Annotated in this window: 21 protein-coding genes; 7 read left to right on the top strand and 14 right to left on the bottom strand. The window is 62.2% G+C overall.

Going from position 1 to position 21,610, the window contains the following annotated elements; genetic code table 11:
- From VFF99_RS21005 to pstS, 7 genes are all read right to left on the bottom strand, one after another.
- The coding region (locus VFF99_RS21005) for a phosphate regulon sensor protein PhoR (RefSeq protein WP_325020878.1) at window positions 1–533 on the bottom strand (533 nt) is incomplete at its 3' end.
- A 9-nt stretch (window positions 534–542) separates the two neighbouring features.
- Window positions 543–1,232, bottom strand: a complete 690-nt coding sequence (locus VFF99_RS21000; RefSeq protein ID WP_325020877.1) for a response regulator — start codon at window positions 1,230–1,232, stop codon at window positions 543–545.
- Window positions 1,233–1,234: 2 nt separating this feature from the next.
- A complete protein-coding gene (gene phoU / locus VFF99_RS20995; RefSeq protein ID WP_325020876.1) occupies window positions 1,235–1,942 on the bottom strand; it encodes a phosphate signaling complex protein PhoU in 708 nt (235 codons plus the stop codon).
- A gap of 32 nt (window positions 1,943–1,974) precedes the next feature.
- Window positions 1,975–2,757 (bottom strand): phosphate ABC transporter ATP-binding protein PstB, encoded by a 783-nt coding sequence (pstB, locus tag VFF99_RS20990; protein ID WP_325020875.1) that lies wholly within the window; start codon window positions 2,755–2,757, stop codon window positions 1,975–1,977.
- Between the two features lies 1 nt (window position 2,758).
- Window positions 2,759–3,604: a phosphate ABC transporter permease PstA gene (gene pstA, locus VFF99_RS20985; RefSeq protein ID WP_325020874.1), complete on the bottom strand. Its 846-nt coding sequence runs from the start codon at window positions 3,602–3,604 to the stop codon at window positions 2,759–2,761.
- Entirely contained in the window at window positions 3,601–4,536 is a 936-nt protein-coding gene (gene pstC / locus VFF99_RS20980; RefSeq protein ID WP_414691568.1) for a phosphate ABC transporter permease subunit PstC, read from the bottom strand. Before pstC ends, pstA begins: the two co-directional genes overlap by 4 nt.
- Before the next feature lie 189 nt (window positions 4,537–4,725).
- Window positions 4,726–5,769, bottom strand: coding sequence for a phosphate ABC transporter substrate-binding protein PstS (pstS, locus tag VFF99_RS20975; RefSeq protein ID WP_325020872.1), 1,044 nt, complete (start codon window positions 5,767–5,769; stop codon window positions 4,726–4,728).
- Window positions 5,770–5,943: 174 nt separating this feature from the next.
- On the opposite strand from pstS, the gene ppk1 reads away from it, so the two are divergent.
- Together ppk1 and VFF99_RS20965 are read left to right on the top strand one after the other, a co-directional pair.
- The gene (gene ppk1, locus VFF99_RS20970; RefSeq protein ID WP_325020871.1) at window positions 5,944–8,049 is read left to right on the top strand and encodes a polyphosphate kinase 1; all 2,106 of its coding nucleotides are present in this window, start codon (window positions 5,944–5,946) and stop codon (window positions 8,047–8,049) included.
- A gap of 8 nt (window positions 8,050–8,057) precedes the next feature.
- On the top strand, window positions 8,058–8,525 hold the full coding sequence (locus tag VFF99_RS20965; RefSeq protein ID WP_325020870.1) for a SixA phosphatase family protein: 468 nt from the start codon (window positions 8,058–8,060) through the stop codon (window positions 8,523–8,525).
- Between the two features lie 11 nt (window positions 8,526–8,536).
- On the opposite strand, the gene upp is transcribed toward VFF99_RS20965, so the two are convergent.
- From upp to VFF99_RS20950, 3 genes are all read right to left on the bottom strand, one after another.
- A complete protein-coding gene (upp, locus tag VFF99_RS20960; protein WP_325020869.1) occupies window positions 8,537–9,187 on the bottom strand; it encodes a uracil phosphoribosyltransferase in 651 nt (216 codons plus the stop codon).
- 59 nt (window positions 9,188–9,246) lie between these two features.
- The gene (locus VFF99_RS20955) at window positions 9,247–10,479 is read right to left on the bottom strand and encodes a DUF445 domain-containing protein (RefSeq protein WP_325020868.1); all 1,233 of its coding nucleotides are present in this window, start codon (window positions 10,477–10,479) and stop codon (window positions 9,247–9,249) included.
- A 279-nt stretch (window positions 10,480–10,758) separates the two neighbouring features.
- Window positions 10,759–11,193, bottom strand: coding sequence for a hypothetical protein (locus tag VFF99_RS20950; protein ID WP_325020867.1), 435 nt, complete (start codon window positions 11,191–11,193; stop codon window positions 10,759–10,761).
- Between the two features lie 136 nt (window positions 11,194–11,329).
- Between VFF99_RS20950 and VFF99_RS20945 the strand changes: the two genes are divergently transcribed.
- Complete coding sequence (locus tag VFF99_RS20945) at window positions 11,330–13,384, top strand: methyl-accepting chemotaxis protein (RefSeq protein WP_325020866.1); 2,055 nt, start codon at window positions 11,330–11,332, stop codon at window positions 13,382–13,384.
- Between the two features lie 53 nt (window positions 13,385–13,437).
- Here the strand turns inward: VFF99_RS20945 and VFF99_RS20940 are convergent, their stop codons facing one another.
- From VFF99_RS20940 to VFF99_RS20930, 3 genes are all read right to left on the bottom strand, one after another.
- Window positions 13,438–14,889 (bottom strand): Ppx/GppA phosphatase family protein, encoded by a 1,452-nt coding sequence (locus VFF99_RS20940; RefSeq protein ID WP_325020865.1) that lies wholly within the window; start codon window positions 14,887–14,889, stop codon window positions 13,438–13,440.
- Window positions 14,890–15,022: 133 nt separating this feature from the next.
- Window positions 15,023–15,811, bottom strand: coding sequence for a substrate-binding periplasmic protein (locus VFF99_RS20935; RefSeq protein WP_325020864.1), 789 nt, complete (start codon window positions 15,809–15,811; stop codon window positions 15,023–15,025).
- 53 nt (window positions 15,812–15,864) lie between these two features.
- On the bottom strand, window positions 15,865–18,423 hold the full coding sequence (locus VFF99_RS20930) for a bifunctional diguanylate cyclase/phosphodiesterase (RefSeq protein ID WP_325020863.1): 2,559 nt from the start codon (window positions 18,421–18,423) through the stop codon (window positions 15,865–15,867).
- Window positions 18,424–18,614: 191 nt separating this feature from the next.
- Between VFF99_RS20930 and VFF99_RS20925 the strand changes: the two genes are divergently transcribed.
- On the top strand, window positions 18,615–19,826 hold the full coding sequence (locus VFF99_RS20925) for an MFS transporter (RefSeq protein WP_325020862.1): 1,212 nt from the start codon (window positions 18,615–18,617) through the stop codon (window positions 19,824–19,826).
- A gap of 43 nt (window positions 19,827–19,869) precedes the next feature.
- On the opposite strand, the gene VFF99_RS20920 is transcribed toward VFF99_RS20925, so the two are convergent.
- On the bottom strand, window positions 19,870–20,226 hold the full coding sequence (locus VFF99_RS20920; protein WP_325020861.1) for a hypothetical protein: 357 nt from the start codon (window positions 20,224–20,226) through the stop codon (window positions 19,870–19,872).
- A 294-nt stretch (window positions 20,227–20,520) separates the two neighbouring features.
- Between VFF99_RS20920 and VFF99_RS20915 the strand changes: the two genes are divergently transcribed.
- The 3 genes from VFF99_RS20915 to VFF99_RS20905 all read left to right on the top strand — a co-directional run.
- Entirely contained in the window at window positions 20,521–20,853 is a 333-nt protein-coding gene (locus tag VFF99_RS20915) for a hypothetical protein (RefSeq protein WP_325020860.1), read from the top strand.
- A gap of 173 nt (window positions 20,854–21,026) precedes the next feature.
- Entirely contained in the window at window positions 21,027–21,431 is a 405-nt protein-coding gene (locus VFF99_RS20910) for a hypothetical protein (protein WP_325020859.1), read from the top strand.
- Window positions 21,424–21,610: major capsid protein (locus tag VFF99_RS20905; RefSeq protein ID WP_325020858.1), on the top strand; the 187-nt coding region annotated here is incomplete at its 3' end. The genes VFF99_RS20910 and VFF99_RS20905, both read left to right, overlap by 8 nt.

Raw genomic sequence — 21,610 nt, 5'->3', positions numbered from 1 at the left:
ACCAGCTTGCGGTCCTTGAAGCTGAGGGTGAGCGGCTGGTCATAGCGCCCGAGGATGATGTAATCCATGAACTCCGGGCTGCGCACGAGGTTGGTCACGCGCATGCCCTTGTCGCGGTCAAGCTGCAGGCCGAGATGCTTCTCGGCCGCGGGATTGCACCACTCCAGGAAGAGTACGTCGTCCATGATGACCACGCCATCCGGCAGCAGGCTCATCGCCTGGCGAAAGCGGGTCAGCCATTCGGTGAGCTCGGCCTGGTTTTTCTCGTGGCCGCGGCGCATGCGGTACAGGCGCGCGAAGATGTCCGTCCATGCGCCCCAGCCATCCGGGAGCTTGGCGCTGCCCGGATCGTCGAGCCAGGTGGAAAGCTGGTAGAGATAATGCAGTTGCAGCACCAGCAGGATCAGCAGGCCTGCAATGGCGGCGACAAGACCGGCGACATGGCCGAACATGTACCAGAGAACGCCGGCGCCGGCGAGGATGATCGACACGCGCAGGCCCGCCGGGATCCAGAAAAGCAGGCGAGGATTCATACGAGGGAATTATTTTTCGGAGAGCATGTATCCTACACTGCGCACCGTCCGGATGAGCGTTTCCGCTTCCTTGAGCGCCTTGCGCAGGCGCAGCACATGGACATCGACCGTACGCTCTTCGATCACGACGTGATCGCCCCATACCTTGTCCAGCAGCTGGCTGCGCGAGAACACGCGCTCCGGGTGGGCGAGGAAGAACTTCAGCAGCTTGTACTCGGCATGGCCGATGTCGATCTTCTGGCCGTTCAGCATGACCGTGCAGCTGACCGGATCGAGCGTCACGGGGCCCGCAGTCATCAGACTTTGCGCATGTTCCGGCGCCTTGCGGCGCAGCAGCGCCTTGATGCGCGCGGTCAGTTCGCGCGGTGAAAACGGCTTGGTGATGTAATCGTCCGCACCGGTATCCAGCCCGGCGATCTTGTCCTCTTCCATGCTCTTTGCGGTCAGCATGATGACGGGAAGCTCGCTGAACTGCCGGTCGCTGCGGATGCGCGACAACAGGCGCAGGCCGGACTGGTCGGGCAGCATCCAGTCCAGCAAGACCATTTGCGGCGTGCGTTGCTGCAGGAAGTCCCAGGCTTCGGACACGCTGCCCACCGCGACCGGGCTCCAGCCCGCCTCCTTCAGGGTGAAGGAAACGAGCGCGACAATGGAAGGTTCGTCTTCGACGACAAGGATGCTGGTTTTGTCCAAGGCCATGTTCAGAGTTTGCTGTCGAGCTTGGTGTACACGTAATCCGTGTGGCGGATATCCTTCCCTTCGACGACGTAGATCACGTATTCCGCGATGTTCTTCGCATGGTCGCCGATGCGCTCGATGGCCTTGGCCACCCACAGCGTATCGAGGGCGGAGGAAATGGTCCGCGGATCTTCCATCATGAAGGTGACCATCGCGCGCGTGGTGGAACGGAACTCGTGGTCGATGGTTTCGTCCTGGGTAATGATGCGCGCCGCCTGCTTTTCGTCCAGGCGCGCAAATGCGTCCAGCGCATCGTGGAGCGAATTGGCCGCGCTGGCGGCGAGCACCCGCACCGACTCGTAGTGGTTGAGTACGCCCACCGTGCCGCGCTCGTGCAGGTGCTTGGCCGTGCGCGCGATCTTGGTCGCCTCGTCGCCGATGCGCTCCAGGTCGGTAATGACCTTCAGCGTCGCCATCACGGTGCGCAGGTCGTTCGCGGCAGGCTGGCGCTTGACGATCAGGTGGCTGCAGGCATCGTCGAGCGTCACTTCAAGGCGGTTGACGTTCTCGTCCGACTTGATCACTTGTTCGGCCTTGACGATATCGCCGCTGCGGAAGCACTCCATCGCATCGTTGAACTGGCTCTCCACGAGCCCGCCCATGGTCAGCACCTTGGAGCGGATCGTTTCGAGATCCATGTCGTACGCCTTGGAAGAATGGTCGCCTGGCATCAGGTTCTCCTCATCGAATCGGTTATCGTGTATCAGCCGAAGCGGCCGGTAATGTAATCCTGCGTTTCCTTCTTCGCCGGATTCATGAAAATCTGGTCAGTCTCGCCGAACTCCACCAGTTCGCCCAGGTACATGTAGGCAGTGTAATCCGAACAGCGCGCGGCCTGCTGCATGTTGTGCGTGACGATGGTGATCGTGTAGTCCTCTTTCAACTCGGCGATCAATTCCTCGATCTTCGCGGTGGAAATCGGGTCGAGCGCGGACGTGGGCTCATCGAGCAGCAGAACGTCAGGCTTGACGGCGACGCTGCGCGCGATGCACAGGCGCTGCTGCTGGCCGCCGGACAGGGACAGCCCGCTCTTGTTGAGCTTGTCCTTGACCTCGGTCCACAGCGCCGCCTTCTTCAGCGCCCACTCGACGCGCTCATCCATCTCGCCCCTGGACAGGTTCTCGTACAGGCGCACACCGAAGGCGATGTTTTCATACACCGACATCGGGAACGGCGTCGGCTTCTGGAACACCATCCCGACCTTGGCGCGCAGCATGTTCACGTCCTGCCCGGGTTCGAGGATATTGCGTCCGTTGTAGACGATCTTGCCTTCCGCGCGCTGGCCGGGGTACAGGTCGTACATGCGGTTGAGGGTGCGCAGCAGCGTCGACTTGCCGCAGCCTGACGGTCCGATGAAGGCGGTGACCTTTTTCTCGTACACATTCAGGTTGATGTTTTTCAGTCCCTGGAATGCGCCATAGAAGAAGTTCAGGCCGGAGATTTCGAGCGTCGGCTTCAGGGCTGCCTGGAAGTTTGCGTTATTCATGTCAATTCGGGGTTTTCTGTCTGAACAAGGTGCGCGAGAGGATATTCAGGCCAAGCACGCTGAAGGTGATCAGCAGTGCGCCGCCCCATGCCAGCGAGCGCCAGTTGTCATAGGGGCTCATCGCGAACTGGAAGATGACGACGGGCAGGTTTGCCATCGGCGCATTCATGTTGGCGCTGAAGAACTGGTTGTTCAGCGCGGTGAACAACAGCGGCGCGGTCTCGCCGGAGATGCGTGCAACCGCCAGCAGCACGCCGGTGATCACGCCGGCCTTGACGGCGCGCAGGCGCACCATCATGGCCACCTTCCAGCGCGGCGCGCCGAGTGCGAAGGCCGCTTCGCGCAGGCTGCTCGGCACCAGCTTGAGCATGTTGTCCGTGGTGCGCACGACGACCGGTACGGCAATCAGCGAGATCGCGAAAGTCCCTGCCCAGCCGGAAAAATGCTTCACGTTGGCCACGTAGATCGCATACACGAACAGGCCGATCACGATGGACGGCGCGGACAACATGATGTCGGTCACGAAGCGCGTCAGCTGCGCCAACCAGCTTTCCTCGCCGTACTCGGCGAGGTAGATGCCGGCAAGGATGCCGACCGGCGTGCTGATGAGCGTGGCGAATCCGACCATCAGCAGGCTGCCGATAATCGCGTTCATCAAGCCGCCGCCCTCGTTGCCCGGGGCCGGGGTCGTTTCGGTAAACATGGCAAAGCTGATGGCGCCGAATCCCTTGATCAGCAGCGTGAACAGGATCCACGCCAGGAAAAACAGGCCGACAGCCATGGCGGCGATGGAGAGCGCGATGCCGATACGATGCACCCAAAGGCGCTTGCGATAGACGGGGTTCATGTTTTCGCTCCTTCCCTGCGCGACAGGCCCATGAGCATGAGTTTCGCCGCGGTGAGCACGATGAAGGTAATGACGAACAGGATCAGGCCGAGCGCGAACAGCGAAGACACATGGAGCTTCGACTCGGCCTCGGCGAATTCATTGGCGAGCGTGGAGGCAATGCTATTGCCCGGCGCGAACAGCGACCAGGACAGCTTGTGCGCATTGCCGATCACGAAGGTCACGGCCATCGTCTCGCCCAGTGCGCGGCCGAGTCCCAGCATCACGCCGCCGACCACGCCCGATTTCGTGTACGGCAGGACAATCTTGCGCACCACTTCCCACCGGGTGCAGCCCAGGCCGTAAGCCGATTCCTTCAGCACGGCGGGGACGATCTCGAAGACGTCGCGCATCACCGAGGCAATGAAGGGGATGATCATCACCGCCAGGATCAAACCGGCGGTCAGGATGCCGATGCCCATCATCGGGCCCTGGAAGAGCTGGCCGATCACCGGCAGCTGGCCCAGCGTCTTTTTCAGGATCGGCTGGACATGGTCGCCGAACAACGGCGCGAAGATGAACAGGCCCCACATGCCGTAAATGATGCTGGGCACGCCGGCCAGCAGTTCGACTGCCGTTCCCAGCGGGCGCCGCAAGGCCGTGGGACAGATTTCGGTCAGGAAGAGCGCGATGCCGAAGCTGATCGGGAACGCGATCAGCAACGCGATCAATGAGGTGGCCACGGTACCGACGATGGCGATCAGCGCGCCGTACTGGTCGTTCACCGGATCCCATTCGACGGTGGTGATGAAAGCCGGACCGAATTCCTTGATCGCCGGCCAGGCGCCGATGACCAGCGAGACGATGATCCCGGCAAGCACGAGGAGCACGCTCAACGCAAACAGGAGCGTGATCTTGTGGAACAGAAAATCCTGAAGCCGCTGCTTGCGCATGGTCGAACCCAGCGCCTTGGCAGCGGCTTGCTGCGCATCGGTTTGCTGTCCGGGTGGAGCAACCTGCGCGGCGACCGAAGATGGATGTGCATTCATAAGCAAAAGCCCTTGCGGGCGGTTGGAACGGCGCGGAGCTCCTGTGCTCCGCGCCGCAGGCATTCCGCAGCGGAATGCGTGACGATTACCGGATTACCAGACAGCCTTGCCGGAACCATCCTTCAGTTGGGCTTTCCAGGCATCCTGGACCAGCTTCACGACCGGTGCGGGCATGGCCACGTACTCGAGCTCGGTTGCCATCGCGCCGCCATTCTTGTAGGCCCAATCGAAGAACTTCAGCACTTCCTTGCTCTTGGCGGCATCGGCCTGTGCCTTGTGCATCAGGATGAAGGACGCACCGGTGATCGGCCAGCTGGTCTTGCCCGGCTGGTCGGTCAGCACCACGGCGAAGCCCGGGGTCTTGGCCCAGTCGGCGCTGGCGGCTGCGCTCTTGAAGGTCTCGTCGTCCGGCTGCACGAACTGGCCGTCGCGGTTCTTCAGCTGGGTATGCGACATCTTGTTGCGCTTGGCATAGGCGTACTCGACGTAGCCGATGGAATTCTTGATGCGCTGGACGTTGGCTGCAACGCCTTCATTACCCTTGCCGCCCACGCCGGTCGGCCACTTCACGGCGGTACCTGCGCCCACCTTGGACTTGAACTCGGGGTTGACCTTGGAGAGGTATTCGGTGAACAGGAAGGACGTACCGGAACCATCAGCGCGGTGGACGACGGTAATGTCTTCCGCGGGCAGCTTGACGCCCGCGTTCAGGGTCGCGATTTCGGGCGCATTCCACTTGGTGACCTTGCCCATATAGATGTCGCCCAGCACCTGGCCGGTCAACTTGAGCTGGCCGGGCGCCACGCCGTCGAGGTTCACCACGGGCACCACGCCGCCCATGATCGCGGGGAACTGCATCAAGCCTTCGGATTCCAGGTCTTCCGCCTTCAGCGGCATGTCGGACGCGCCGAAGTCGACCGTCTTGGCCTTGATCTGCTTGATGCCGCCGCCGGAGCCGATGGACTGGTAGTTCAGGCCGGTGCCGCTGGCCTTCTTGTACTCTTCGGCCCATTTTGCGTAGATCGGGTACGGGAAGGTTGCGCCGGCGCCGGTGATGTCGGCCGCCACGGCCGGTGAAAACGCGATTGCAGCACCTGCAGCGATAACAGCGGATGCCAGGAATTTGTTCAGTCGCATATCTGCTCCATGAGGTTGTCAAAGTAAGACGGTGCGAACTTTAGCGGAGGATTGTGACGGCTTTATGACACCGACAAAGCGGCTTGTCATAAAGTGCCGGAGCGATAACTGCCTGTCATCGAGTTGTCATATTGCTTTTCTACACTGCTTCGATCCCACGAGAGGCAATTGATAATGAATAAAAAGACAACTTCCCTGCCGCACGCTGCGGCGGGTCCGGAGCAGGCAGGCATTTACCTGAACCGGGAATTGTCCCAGCTCGCCTTCAACCGCCGCGTGCTGGCACAGGCCGAGGACCCGTCCATCCCGCTCCTGGAGCGGCTGCGCTATCTGTGTATAGTCAGCAGCAACCTCGACGAGTTCTTTGAAGTCCGGATCGCCAGCCTGCTCGCCCATAACCGGATGGAAGGCGCCAAGACCGAGCCGCCCGCGCTCGCCGCCGCGCTGGAACGCACCGGTGCCGAATGCCATCAGATCGTCGAACGGCAGTACGGCCTGCTGAACACCGAAATCCTGCCGCAGCTTTCCGCCAAGGGCATCCACCTGCTGCGCCACCAGGACCGTAACGAAGCGCAACGTGCCTGGGTGAAGGAGTACTTCGACCGCGAGGTACGCCCTTTGCTGACTCCAATCGGCCTCGATCCCGCCCATCCGTTCCCGCAGGTCGTCAACAAGAGCCTGAATTTCATTGTCGAGCTGTCCGGCAAGGACGCATTCGGACGCGGCACGGCCATTGCGATTCTGAAAGCGCCGCGCGTGTTGCCGCGTGTGATCCGCCTGCCCGATGGCTTGTCGAAAAAGGGCGTGTCGTTCTGCCTGCTCTCGTCGGTGATCCATGCCCATATCGGCGACTTGTTTACTGGCCGGGAAGTCCTTGCGTATTCGCAATTCCGCGTCACGCGCAACAGCGATCTGTGGGTGGACGAAGAAGAGGTCAAGAATCTCCGCCAGGCATTGCAGAGCGAATTGCAGAGCCGTCACTTCGGATTTGCCGTGCGGCTGGAGGTGGCCCGCAACTGCCCGCCGCATCTCGCCGACTTTCTCCTCGACCAGTTCTCGATCGACAGGAGCAGGCTCTATGCCGTGGACGGCCCGGTGAATATGGTGCGGCTGCAGGAACTCGTCAATAATGTCCGGCAGCCTGCCCTGCACTTTTCGCCGTTCATGCCCGGCCTGCCGCGCCAGCTCGCCGATGGCGGCATGTTCTCCCTGCTGCGCACGCAGGACGTATTGCTACATCACCCGTTCCAGTCTTTCCAGCCGGTCGTGGAGTTCATCCGCTCCGCTTCCGAAGACCCCGACGTGCTGGCGATCAAGCAGACGATTTATCGCACCGGCATGAACTCCGACCTGATGGAAGCGCTGATCGCCGCTGCCCGGCGCGGAAAGGAAGTGACGGTCATCGTGGAGCTGATGGCGCGTTTCGACGAGGAGGCCAATATCAACTGGGCCGAACGGCTCGAGCGGGTCGGCGCGCAGGTCGTGTATGGCATCGTCGGACTGAAGACGCACGCCAAGCTGGCGCTGGTTCTGCGGCGCGAAGGCGGCGAACTGCGCCGCTATGCGCATCTCGGGACCGGGAACTATCACCCGACAACCACCAAGCATTACACGGATTTCGGCCTGCTCACCGCCCATCCCGGCCTGACATCGGAAGTCAATGAAGTGTTCATTCACATGACCAGCCTGACCAAGCCGAAAAAGCTTCAGCACCTGTGGCTCGCCCCGTTCACGCTGCAAAAGGAGCTGATCAAGGCCATCCGCAACGAAGCCGCGATCGCACGCGAGGGACGACAGGCCCGCATCATCGCGAAAATGAATGCACTCGTGGACGAATCGGTCATCCGTGCACTCTACGCCGCCTCGTCGGAGGGCGTGAAGATCGACCTGATCGTGCGCGGCGCCTGCGCGCTGCGGCCCGGCGTTCCCGGCCTCTCTGAAAACATCAGGGTGAGATCCATCGTCGGCCGCTTCCTCGAGCACAGCCGCATCTACTATTTCCGCAACGACCTCGCGCATGACGTCTACCTCGCCAGCGCCGACTGGATGAACCGCAACCTGTTCCGGCGCATCGAAGTCGCATTCCCTGTCCTCGACAGCCTTCTCAAGAAGCGCGTGATTTCCGAGGGCCTGAATCCGTATTTGAAAGACAACGCCAATGCGTGGGAACTGGACGCTTCCGGCGCGTATCAGCGGAAGAAGGCGCGCGGCAAGCAGGCGCGGTTTTGTGCCCAGGAGCATCTTGCCGTCACCCTGGGCTCCACGGGCCACATCGAATAGGTGCAACGATGGAACTGATTCTATGGCGCCATGCCGAAGCCGAACCCGGCAGCCTCGACAGGCCCGACGAAGACCGGAAACTGACGGACAAAGGACGAAAGCAGGCGCGGAAGATGGCCGAGTGGCTGAATCGGCATCTGCCCGAGGATTGCCGCATCCTCAGCAGCCCTGCGGTTCGCACCGTGCAGACCGTCGATGCCCTCGGCCGCAAGTACAAGACGGACCGGGCGCTGGCCCCTGACGTATCCGCCGAAAGCGTCCTTGCCGCAGCGGGATGGCCGGACGCCGGCGGCACGGTGCTCGTGGTAGGGCATCAGCCGACGCTGGGACATGTTGTCTCGCTCCTGATCGCCGGCCGGCGGCAGGAATGGCACTTGCGCAAGGCCAGCATCTGCTGGATCGCGAGCAAGGCCGAGGATGAAGGCGAACGGCCTTACCTGAAGGCCGTACTGGGCACCGATCTGGCCGCCGGTTAGGCGAAAGACCCTTACTTGGTTCCGAACAGGCGGTCGCCCGCGTCGCCGAGGCCGGGGATGATGTAGGCGTCTTCGTTCAGGTGGGAGTCGAGCGACGCGACGTAGACCTTGACGTTCGGATGCGATGCCTGGAACACCGACACGCCTTCCGGCGCCGCCACCAGGGCCAGGAAGACGATGCGGTCTTCCGGTACGCCGCGCTTGCGCAGCACGTCGACGGCGTGCACGGCGGAATTGCCGGTGGCAAGCATCGGATCGCACAGGATGAAGGTGCGTTCCTGCACGTCCGGCAGGCGTACGAGGTATTCCACCGGCTGGTGCGTCTCGTGGTCGCGATACACGCCGATGTGGCCGACGCGCGCCGACGGCACGAGGTCGAGCAGGCCGTCGCTCATGCCGATGCCGGCGCGCAGCACCGGCACCACGGCCAGCTTGCGCCCGGCGATCACCGGGGCGTCGATGGTCTGCATCGGCGTATCCATGCGCTTGGTCGTCATCGGCAGGTCGCGCGTGACTTCGTAGCCCATCAGCAGCGTCAGCTCGCGCAGCAGCTGGCGGAAGGTACGGGTCGAGGTGTCCTTGTCGCGCATGTAGCTCAGCTTGTGCTGGATCAGCGGGTGGTCAAGGATGAACAGATTCGGGAAGCGGGGATCCTGTTTCATGGTCTGGTTCTGTGGCTCTCTGGAATCGCGCAAGTGTACCTCTTTCTCCCGCGCGAAGGTCAAAGGAAACGTGAAATCGTGTGCAGCACCAGCCCGACAAGGCCGCCGACCAGGGTGCCGTTGATGCGGATGTACTGCAAATCCTTGCCGACATGCAGTTCCAGCTTGCGGGACATGGTGTCGGCGTCCCAATTCCGGATCACGCGGGAAACGAGATCGGCGATCATCTCCCGGCGGGCGACAATGGTCTCGGTGGCGAAGACGCGGATCCACTGATTGAGCTTGCGCTGCACGCGCGCGTCGCCCAGCAGTTCGTTGCCGATGGAACGGAAGCCCTGATCGAGCTTCGCGGCGAGGTGCGACTCCGGCGAGGCAATGTCCGCCTCCAGCCTGGCCTTGACGTCGTGCCAGATCTGAAGCATGTAGTCGCGCGCCAGCGGATGCCCGAGCACTTCGCTGAGGATGGCATCCAGCTTTTCCTCGTACTCCGGCGAGGTCCGCAACTGATGGATAAAGTCGTCGACCATTTTCTGAAAGCGCATGCGCCATTCGCTGTCCTCTTCCCGCATCTCGTCCAGCGTGCTCTGCAACGCGTCGAGCAGCCGGTGGTACAACTTTTCATCGATCGCCTTCGGCAGCCAGCGCGGGCTGTTTTCATGGATCTTCCAGCGGATGTAATCCTTGTTGTGTTCAAGCGCCCGGGCCGCCACTTCGATCAGGTGATTGAAGAACGCCTGGTGGCGGTTGCTGGCCACCAATACCGACAGTATCTCGGCGGCGACCGGCGCGAACTTGGTGTGCTGCATCGCTGCAGCCAGCCGGTTCTGCATGAACAGGCGCACATCTTCGTCCTCGATCACGCGCAACAGGGTCGGCACGCTGCGTACGACCTGCCGCGAGATCGCCTTGCTGTTCTGCGGCTGCGCCAGCCATGCCGCCGCAGCGCCGGCAAAATCGATGGGCCGCAGTTCGGCGCGAATGATTTCCTGCGTGATGAAGTTGTGCTCGAGGAAGTCGGACAGGCTGTCGCCGATGCGGTTCTTGTTGCGTGGAATGATGGCCGTATGGGGAATCGGCAGGCCGAGCGGATGGCGGAACAAGGCCGTCACTGCGAACCAGTCGGCCAGCGCGCCGACCATCGCGGCTTCGGCGAAAGCCGCGACAAAGGACAAATAGGGATAGCGCGGCATCAGGGACCGCGAGATGACGAACAGAACCGCCATTGCCACCAGCAAGCCCGTGGCGAGGCTGCGCGTTTTCCTGAGTTGAACCGCCTGCTCTTGTTCGTGCATTGACCGGTCGATCCGCCTGAGATTCAGATACCCGGTTCGAGCCCGGAAGGTTGCGATTAGTTCACAAATGACAACTGGCGCGGTCGGGCCGTTTTCCGCATCCGGGCATGAGGGGAATGCCGGTCACGCGTATTACTTCGACGAAACGGCACCGGTGTTTTCGTTTGGTGACAGGTCGATTCCCCGGCTTCATCTCGACGAAAGTCGGAATCGAGCGGCTTAGATGCGTCGTTTAACGCCGCTGGATTCCTGCTTTCCAGGAACGGCGTCCTTTCGCAATTACTTGCTCTTTTTCGGACGGCCGGCCTTCAACGCGGGCAATCCTGCCAGGATTTCCTTGAGCCTGGCGGTATCGAGCTGACGGATGAGCGCCACGCCGACGCGCAGGAGCTCGCTCTTCTTCACCTCGATGCCGGCCTTCAGGCATGCCTTCTTTACCTCGCCGAGGACTGCATACTCGGCCTCCGGCATGGTGAAACTGTCACGCACCAGCTTCGGCTTCTTGGGCTTTTCCTTCGGCTCGGCCACCGGCTTCACGACCGGCTTTTCCGCCGCCTTCGGCGCCTTGGCGGCAATGGCCTTCACCGCCGCATCGGGCTTCGTGGCCGGCGCGGTCTTCCCTGCCGCAGCCTTGGTCGCGGGTTTCGCCGCGGGAGCCGGCGCTGTCTTTGCCGGTGATTTCGCGGCGGTCTGTTTCGAACTTGCCTTTGCCATTCCATTCTCCAGGTAAAAAATAGTATAAATAATATATATTGTTTATCTTATTTTTACAACAGGAAACACATTCATCATCCGGTCACAATCGCCGTTCAAAATTGTCAAAAATCAACAAAATGAACGAGGAATGAACGTGAAAATCCTGCTTGTCCCGGCAGTCACCCTGATGCAGCGCCTGCGCCTGCTCCCCAAGTTCGCCCTGGTGACGATGGTCTTCATGGTGCCGCTCCTTCTGGCACTGGCCCTGCTTTATTCCGAACTGCACAAGGCGGTGACGACCGCGGAGCGGGAACGCGTGGGCGTGCGCTACGTGGTTGCGCTGGAAGACATGCTGCGCCTGGTCCAGCAGCACCGGGCACTGCGACATATGCAGCTGGCGGGCAATGCCGGTGTACAGGATCAGGTGGAACAGGCCAGGAACGGCATCCGCGAGCAGCTTGCGGTCCTGGATGGGATCGACCGCTCGTCGCAGGTGCTTGAACTGGGCACTGCGTGGCAAGATATCCGTCGCGCCTGGGACGCCATCGAGAAAGACATTCCGGGCGCCAAGCCCAAGGACAGTTATGCCGGCCACACCGGCATCATCGAACAGATCACCAAGCTGAATGCATTGGTCGCGGACCGCTCCGGCCTGACGCTCGACCCGGAGCTGGACAGCTACCACCTTACCGCCATGCTGATCAACAGCTTTCCGCCGGTCGCCGACATGCTGTCGACCATCGCTGGTCGCGGCGCGGCGTATATCGATACCGGCCTGCTGGAGCCGAATGAAGACATGCTTCTCAACTCGGCGGTGATGGTCGCCCGCCGAGACCTGGCCCGGATCCCCGTGCAGTTCGAATCGGTGTTCCGCGAAAATCCCGGATTGAAGCCTGCGCTGGAGGGCCGGCTCGGCGCCGTCGCAAGCGCTATCGCCTTCCTCGAACGGGCCCAGGACGAAGTCCTGAAATCCTACAACCAGACCTCCGGCAAGCAATTCCTCGAGGCAGGGATGCAAAGCATCGGCCAGGTGTATGCAGCGGCGCAGGCCTCGGCACTGGAGCTGGACGGACTGCTTTCGCAACGCATCGAGATCCTGCGGGCACGCCTTTACCTGATCGTCGCCGCCGCACTCGGCGGTCTGGCGATCACGGCTTACCTCCTGACCGGTTTCTATGTATCGTTCTCGCGCGAAGTGCGGGAGCTGGAACATGCGGTGGCGCGCGCCGCCGCCGGTGACCTGACGGCTGTCATTGCCTCTGACGCGAAAGACGAGATCGGCGGCCTGGTCAATGCCTTCGGCAAGATGAACGGCGAACTGGCGCAGCTGGTTGCGCAGGTGCGCCAGGCAAGCGAAACGATCACCTCGACGTCGCACGACATCGCCGCCGACAGCAGCGACCTCTCCGCCCGCACCGAATCCCAGGCCAGCTCGCTTCAGCAGACGGCAAGCTCCATGGAGGAGCTGACTGCTACCGTGCGCCAGAACGACAGGCATGCAAACGAAGCCAACCAGCTTGTGCTGTCCGCCGCTGAAGTCGCGGCGAAGGGCGGCCGTGCGGTCGGCCAGGTCATCGAGACCATGGGTGCCATCAAGCAGAGTTCGGACCGCATCATGGACATCATCCAGGTCATCGACGGCATTGCATTCCAGACCAATCTTCTGGCCTTGAACGCCGCCGTCGAGGCGGCACGCGCCGGCGAACAGGGCCGCGGCTTCGCCGTCGTTGCCGCCGAGGTGCGCGGACTGGCGCAACGTTCCGCCGGTGCGGCCAGGGAGATCAAGGCGCTCATCGAGAACTCGGTGAGCCAGGTTGAACATGGCAACGAGCTGGTCGCTGGCGCCGGCGGCACCATGCAGGAAATCGTCGCCTCGGTGCAGCGGGTGGCCCGCCTCATGAATGACATGACGGCCGCGAGCCAGGAGCAGACCGCGGGCATCGAGCAGGTGAACAAGGCCTTGAGCCAGATGGATGAGGTTACGCAGCGCAACGCCGTGCTGGTGGAACATGCGGCGGAGGCGGCGGCCTCGCTGCAAGGCCAGGCAGCAGGACTGGCCGCGGCGGTCGAGGTCTTCAAGCTCGGGGACGATAACCCTGTCGCCCCCCTGGCTACCGTGACGCCGCTTGCCGCCGGCAGGCAGCGCGCGCTGCGCCGCAACGTCGTGCCCGCCTTCAACGAACCGCTATTGATCGAAAAGCGGGCATAAGGGATAGAGGACCGTAAGGTGGGTAGAGCGCAGCGAAACCCACCATGCGCTTCCTAACTCGTCACATTCATCTCGGTCCCAACCTCCCCCCACCAGCCCCGCTCCTTCTCGACCCAGTAGGAAAGCGTCGGATGGTTTTCGAGCCAGTCGGGCTTGAGTTCGATCTCGATACGATTCTTCATCTTCAAACGCATGCCGCGCACATCCTCGTCGATGCGGGAATGCAGGAAGATGGCAGCCAGCCGCAGCGCCAGCACGGCCTTGGCGAAATCGGGATCGCTCAGCGTATCGCCAAGCTTGCGCAGGTTGCCCTTCTGCGCCAAGACGAGCGTGCTCATCACGCGCTGCTCGCGTGCGGTAAATCCGGGAAGGTCCGCGTTCTCGATCACATAGGCGCCATGCTTGTGATAGCCGGTGTGGGAAATGGCCACACCGACTTCATGCAGCATGCCGCTCCAGTAAAGATACTGACCGAGCCCATTGGAAGCGGGCTTGAGCTGGTCGTAGAGCGCCCTCGCCGTCCTGGCCACCTGCAGCGCGCGGCTCTCCGGCGCATGGAAGCGGCGCATGAACTCCTGCACCGAGAGTTCGCGCCGGTCGAGCTTGCTGGCGCGCAGCTGCAGATCCCACAGCACGCCCATGCGCAGGCCGGCATCGACGGCAGTCATGGCGGCCACGCGCAGTTCCTGCATGATGCCGATCAGGATGGCCAGGCCTCCCGCCATCACGATCACGCGTTCCGGCTTGATTCCCGCCAGCTGTACACGGTCGACGTGGCCGCAGGCGATGAGATGGTCTTTCAATGCGTCGAGGCTGCCGATGGACATTGTGCCGTCGCCGATGCCGTTCTTCGCAATCGCGTCCGAGATGGCGCGGATTGTCCCGGAGGAGCCGTATGCGCCGGTCCAATGCCGCCGGTCGTAAAGCGGGGCCGCATCCTCGAACAGCGAGCGCGCCGACATGATGGCGTCGGCGAACGCGGCGGCGTCGATCGCTCCGCCGGGGAAGAAGGCCTGGCTCTGCTGAACCGTTCCGATGCTGAACGACTCGACATGCCGGATCTCCTGCCCCTGTCCGAGGATCAGTTCGGTCGATCCGCCGCCGATATCGATCACAAGGCGTGCTTCATTGGGCAGCGCAAGCGTGCTGGCCACGCCCATGTAGATCAGGCGCCCCTCTTCCTCGCCTGAAATGATTTCGATCGGGTAGGCGATGGCCTGTTCCGCCTCGGGAAGGAAGTCGGCCGCGTTGCGCGCGATGCGCAAGGTATTGGTGGCGACCACACGCACGGCGTCGAGCGGGTAGCCTTCGAGGATGGTGCGGAAGTTCTTGAGGCAATTGAGCGCAGCCTGCCTGGCCTGCTCGGTCAGGTTGCCCTCGCTGTCGAGCCCGGCGCCGAGCCGGATCGGATCGCGCGCCGTCTTGACGATGCGGAATGCGCCTCCCTCGAGCTTGCCTATGTGCAGGCGGAAACTGTTTGAACCCAGGTCAACAGCTGCAAACATCTTGTTCCTTCTTTTCCGGTGCGTCGGTTGAATATCCGAATGTATCACCAACGGGAGCGCGCGCAAGCGGGCCGCCCGGGCAAAACTTCAGGAAGATACCGGAGGATGATGACCGCAGGATGACGCCGGCGGTTCAGCGATAGCGGGCAACGATGGCGCTGAACCGCCCCTTCGCCTTGACCTGCTCCAGCGCGGACTGCAGCTTCTCGACGATCCTGTCGTCGGTGTCCTTGTTGACCGCGAAGTAATAGTGCTGCGATTCCGTCAGGGTCAGGACTTCCTCGTACGCATCCGTCGGATAGCCCAGTTCCTTCAGGTTCCACATGATGACCGGCGCGCCGTAGGCCCACATGTCGACGCGGTCGGCGTGCAGCATCTTGGCCACGCTGACGCCGGAATTGGCCGGCACGGTACGCTCCTTGCCGACGCCCATGTTGGCCAGCAGCTGGCCGCCGATGTCTTCGCGCACGACGCCGATCTTGAAAGGAGATTGCTTGAGTTCTTCCACCGACTTGAGGCGGATATCGCGCTGCTTCTTCGCCACCAGCACGATGCGCGAGGGCATGATCGGCCCGACCCATTTGAACAGATGTTCGCGCGCGTCGGTACGCGTGGTGGAGAACAGGACGGTATTTTTTTCCTTCAGGGCCGTCTCGTAGCCCCTCGCCCAGGGCCAGACCTTGATGTCCGCGCGCGTCTTTTTTGCGCCTGCCTGGGCCAGCATTTCCTCCAGCACGTCGACGGCGATGCCCGACTTCCTGCCTTCGCGCTCGAAGTTGTACGGCGGGTATTCCTCGGTAATGAAGACCAGGTCGTCGACGGATTGAGCCCGCGCAGGAAAGCAGGCGGCGGCGACAAGCCCCGCGAGGAACAGGCATATCCGCGCACCGGCGGCAAAAGATGGGGAGTGGGAGGTTCGCATCGGGATCCTGCCTTCCGCATTGATCGATGGAACTATTTTACTACTGGTTACCGTCAGGCCAGCGAAACATCGCCCTCGATGGCCAGGGAAGCGGTGTCGAGCGAGCGCCCTGCCTTCAGCATCGCCAGAAAGGCATCGGGATCGACCGGCGGACTGAAGTAGTAGCCCTGCATCTCGTCGCAGCCATACCCGGCCAGCTGCCGCACCTGGGCCGGCGTTTCCACGCCTTCCGCCACGACGGTGAGATCCAGGCTGTGCGCCATGCCGATGATGGCGTGGGCGAGCGCCGAATCGTCCGGGTTGCCGGTGATGTCGGAGACGAAGGAGCGGTCGAGCTTGAGCCGGTCGACCGGGAAACGCTTCAGGTAAGACAGGTTGGAATAGCCGGTGCCGAAATCGTCGATGGCGATGCTGATGCCCATCGCCTTCAGTTTCAGGAGCAGCAGCACCGTATTCTCGGGGCTGCGCATGGAGGCACTTTCGGTGATTTCCAGTTCCAGGCAATGCGGGGGCAGGCCCGACGCCGCCAGGGCGGCGGCCACTTCAGCCTCGAACTGCGGACGCACCAGTTGCTGGGCCGAGAGGTTGACGGCTACCTGCACATCGGAATGACCGGCGTCGTGCCATGCCTTGGCCTGGATGCACGCCTTGCGCATGACCCACTCGCCGATACCGGCGATCAGCCCGATTTCCTCGGCCAACGGGATGAAACGTGCCGGCGCGACGAGCCCGAGTTCCGGATGGCGCCAGCGGACCAGCGCTTCCGCGCCGATGATCCTGCCGCTGCCCAGATCCACCAGGGGCTGGTACTGCAGCAGGAATTCGTCGCGCTCCAGCGCGCGGCGCAAATGGGACTCCATCACCAGGTGTTCGTTGACGCGGCTGTGCATTTCCGCCGAATAGCGCTCGACGCCGTTGCGCCCCTTCTCCTTGGCGTGGTACATGGCCGTGTCCGCGTACTTCAGGAGCGTGTAGGTGTCGGAGGCGTCGTGGGGATACACGCTGATGCCGATGCTGCAGGTGACCGACACCTCCTGCTCGCCCAGCACCACGGGCTCGCCGACGCGTTGCATGATGCGGTCGAGAAGCGGCGCGATCACCTGTTCGTCGTCGATCTCCTCGAGCATCAGCACGAACTCGTCGCCGCCCAGGCGGGCAAGGGTGTCGCCCTTGCGCGCGCACTCGGCCATGCGGGCCGTGATCGTCTTGAGCAGCTCGTCGCCCGCATCATGTCCCAGTGTATCGTTGACGTACTTGAAGCGGTCGAGGTCGAAGAACAGCACGTAGAACGACGATCCGTTGCGGTTGGCATTGACGATCGCCTGCTGCATCCTGTCCATCAGCAGCAAGCGGTTCGGCAGTCCGGTCAGCGCATCGTGCAATGCTTGCCGGCGCAGCTGCTCTTCGTAGTCCTTGTGGCGGGTGATGTCGTGGATGACGGTCTGGATGGCCGGCTCGCCGCCGTACTGGAAGGTCGCGCGCCGGATCTCGACATCGATGACCGTGCCGTCGAAGCGCATCATCTTCCCCTCGAAGGAACGCGACTCCTTGTGCGGCCCCAGCAACTCTTCCATCTTTTCCTGCATGCGCTCGCGCCAGCCCACGGGAACCAGCTGCAGGAAGGGCATGGCCTTGACCTGTTCGGCGTTCGGCGCCCCCAGCAGCGTCAGCGTGCCCTGATTGACGAAGAGGATCCTTTCGCCGCGCTCGATCATGATGGCATCCGGCGACATTTCCACCACCTGGCGATAACGCTCCTCGTTCTCGCGCGCCGCCTGCTCGGCGAGCTTGCGCTCCGCCATCTCCTGGTGCAGGCGGCGGATCGCCTCCTCCTTTTCCGCGACTTTCTGCGCCAGCTCCTCGGTCCTTGCCGCCACCAGCGCCTCCAGCCCCTCGCGGTATCTGGCGAGCTCCTCGACGTCGCGCCGGATCGAGCTGGTCATGTCGTTGAAGGCCGACACCACCACATCAAGTTCGTCGGGCACGGTCCGCCTGCGGCGGCGCAGGCGCAAGGCTTCCCCGAGCTTGGAGAGGTCGAGACGGCGGGCGTAATCGGCGATGGCGGAAAGATGGCGGCTCACCAGCCGCCGGAAGATATAGAGCGTAAACAGCACGACGATCGCCGTCTTTGCCGACTGCGCAATCAGGATCAGGAGCACCTTGTCCTGCAGGTCGCTGTAGACGTTCTCGAGGCTGGCCGTCACCTCCAGGGTGCCGAGCGGCATGCGTCCTTCTTCGGTGCCCGACTCCGAAAACTTGATCGCGATCGTGCGGCGCACCGCATCCTTGCCCGGACCCGCCGGTTCGCCGGCATGCATGAGCGGCTTGCCCGCCGGATCGCGCAGTTCCACGCCCGCGATGCCGGGGAGCTTGGCGATGCCCGCCAACTGCTTGCCGGTCTGCTGCTCATCCATCGTCCACAACGAGGCACCGATGCTTTCGGCGTAACCCTGCTCGATCTCGTCCAGCCGCAACTCGATGCCCGACACGCCGTGCCGGTAGTCGAGGAGAAGCTGCAACCCGGTGGAAAGAAAGGCGAGGAAGGTGCTGCAGACGAGGATATAGGCGAGCACTCGGCGACCGAGCGGATCAGACTGCCACCAGGTGTCCATCAGCTTCCCCATGTTCCCCGAGCGCGAAAGTTGCTATAAAGCAAGCATAGCATCTTGCGGAATCTCCGGGGAAGATGCTTGCCGGCGTGATCCGGAAGAGATCCCGCGCGTGGCGCCCGGGATACAAAGAGCAAGGCTCCGGTCAGACCTGACGACCGCCTCCCAACACGAAGCATGCACGCAAGTTCCAGATGAGCAGCCTGTTAGCCGATTATCCCGCCTTCCGCAATTTCCTCTTCAGCCGCGTGGCGACCACCATGGCCAGCCAGATGATGATGGTGGTGGTCGCCTGGCAGATGTACGACCTCACCCACAGCGCCTATGACCTCGGCCTGGTCGGCCTCGCGCAATTCCTGCCTGCGCTTGCCCTGGTCCTGGTCACCGGCCAGGTCGCCGACCGCTTCGACCGGCGCCGCATCCTCGCCTGCTGCCTCGGCGGGCAGTTGCTGGTCAGCGCGCTGCTCATTGCCGGCACCGCAGGCGGCTGGCTGAACCGGGAATACATCCTGCTGGCCTCGGTGGTGCTGGGCGCGGCCAAGGCCTTCCAGATGCCGACGCAGCAGGCCCTGGGTCCGCTGCTGGTGCCGCCGTTCGTGCTGCCGCGGGCGCTGGCGCTCAATTCCGCCGGCACCCAGTTCGCCATCATCATCGGACCGGCGGTCGGCGGTTTTCTGTACGTCGCTGGTGCGTCCGCGGTGTATGGGGTGTGCGCGCTGCTGTTCCTGCTAGCCATCGCCGCCGTGATGCTGATCCGCATCGACCGCGCGCCCGCCCCGCGCGAGAAGGTGAGCCTGCAGACACTGTTTGCCGGCATCGGCTTCATCTGGCAGCGCAAGGAAGTCCTCGGCGCGATCTCGCTCGACCTGTTTGCCGTCCTGCTTGGCGGCGCCACCGCGCTGCTGCCGATCTTCGCCCGCGACATCCTGCATGTCGGGCCGTGGGGACTGGGGGTGCTGCGCTCGGCGCCGGCGCTCGGCGCGCTGCTGGTATCGCTCTACCTCGCGCGCCATCCGATACAGCGCAAGGCAGGCAAGGCCATGTTCGCCTCGGTGGCGCTGTACGGCATCGCGACCGTGGTGTTCGGACTGTCGACGTCGTTCTGGTTGTCGCTGGCGGCGCTGGCGCTGACCGGGGCGTTCGACATGATCAGCGTGGTGATCCGGCAATCGCTGGTGCAGCTCGACACGCCGGATGAAATGCGCGGCCGGGTCAGCGCCGTCAACTCGATCTTCATCGGCGCCTCCAACCAGCTTGGGGAGTTCGAGTCGGGCGTCACCGCCGCCTGGTTCGGCGCGGTGGCGTCGGTGCTGGTTGGGGGTGCCGGCACGCTGCTGATCGTCGCCGTATGGATGAGGCTCTTTCCAACGCTCGCGGCGCGCGAACAGCTTGTGCGGGACAAATAAAAAACCCGCGCGATCTTGGGGATGCACGCGGGTTTTCGGATTTCTATTGTTCTTGGCGGAAAGGGACCTTTTCGAACCCCTGAGCGAGTGCCTCTTTGGTCGGAAGGATGGCGGCGAGGCCAAGGAACAATGCGAGAACCAAGCTTAATGCGTTGGCCAAGCTGAATTCCATGAACATCCCTCTAGGCTTTTTTTGTGCTTCTGCTTCGGCAAAGATTCGAACCACTGTCTCCAGGTCTACACCTGAATCCCGCGCGATTTTGAGGGTGGTTTGAAAGTCCGGCATCGTCTTCGCCTTTACATAGCGGTCTAGCGTCTGCTGCGGCACCCCCCAATCTTTCGCGGTTTGATTGACCGACCTTCCCTGCAATGCTTTGGCTATCAATTCGGCATAGTTCATAGAAATTTCCCACTAGAAATGTTACCTATAAATGGGTAAGCTCCGATTACCTACTTTTGGGTAACGCAAATTCGGGTTACTCATCCGTGGTTAACCATAGCACAGAGCATGGTTTGCACGTAAACAACATTTTGGGGTCACTGCCATGACTTTCCGTCGCTCTACAAAACGTCTTTGTGGTTTCCGCGCATGGTGGCTCCAACTCCCTCTCTTTCAATTCCCGTTGCCCTCAATGAGGGACGGCTCACGGCGCTAGAACGCGCTCTTTATCTTCAACTCGAAAAGGGGTTTTTCATGAACGCAGATAACAAGCACCACGTCCAGATCGTCGGCTTCAAGACCATCGACTACCGAAACAAAAAGACCGGCGCACCGGAGCAAATGAAGCTCGCGCAATGCGTGGTCACTTCCGAGACTGCCGACAAGGGGCAACAGATCGTGGTGGGTGAGCTGGTGATGCCGAAAGCGCTGCATGACACGCCTGCCGGGGCGTACTTGGCAGAGTTTGAACTGGCAGTTGGTCAAGACCTGCGCATCGGCTCGCGGCTCACGAAACTGCACCCCATCAAGCCCGTAGCGGCGGGTCGCACGGACGCCGCAGCATCGACCGCGCCGAAGGCGGCCTAAATGCTTCCGTCCTCGGGAAAGCTGGTAACTGCGCGGGTTGTCGCTCCCGAGGGCTTCCGCTTCCTTCTGTGGGGGGTGATTCCTGCAAAGGTTGCTTTTCTCTTCAAAGAGGTTCACGCGGGTGAGGCGGTGCGCATCTCGCAAGGCATGCGTTTGGTAAGGGTGGGCAAAAGATGACCGTTTTGATGTTCGCACCGGTGGACGGCGGCACGCTCGGGTTCAGTGGAAATTCATGCGTGGATGTGATGAACGCTTGGAACCTGTGGGCGACACAAGCGGGTGGCACGCGTCGAATCGTCAACTGCGACAAACCGGCCATCGTATCGGGGCAGTCGTTCACGCTGACTTATGTGGACACGTCAACGGGTACTAGCGGCGTGCTTACGCCGACTATCCGGCAAATGGATTCGTATCAAAGCATTCAAGGGACATCGACATATAACGTGCTGATGTCGATGTCTCCTGAGGAGGCGCTAGTCATTTCAATGTCGATTGCATTGGTGTGGGCTGGTGCTTGGGGTATCAGAGCAATAGCACGTTCATTTATCAATCCTGATAGGAGTCAAGAGTATGAATAAGAAAATTTTCAAGCGTGTTCTCAAGGGTGCCGTTGCTGGTGCTGCCGCTACTGCCGGTGCAGCGAATGCTGCTATCGACACGACCGCAATCACCACGGCACTGACCGATGCCGGTACCGCTGCTGGCACCGTCGGCGCGGCTGTGCTGGTCGTGCTGGTCGGCATCAAGGCGTACAAGT

Origin of the sequence: Noviherbaspirillum sp., assembly GCF_035654295.1 — a bacterium.
In the GTDB taxonomy this organism is placed as follows: Bacteria; Pseudomonadota; Gammaproteobacteria; order Burkholderiales; family Burkholderiaceae_D; genus Noviherbaspirillum.
The sequence above is the reverse complement of the archived record's forward strand: the minus strand, read 5'-3'. Positions and strand labels throughout refer to the sequence as shown.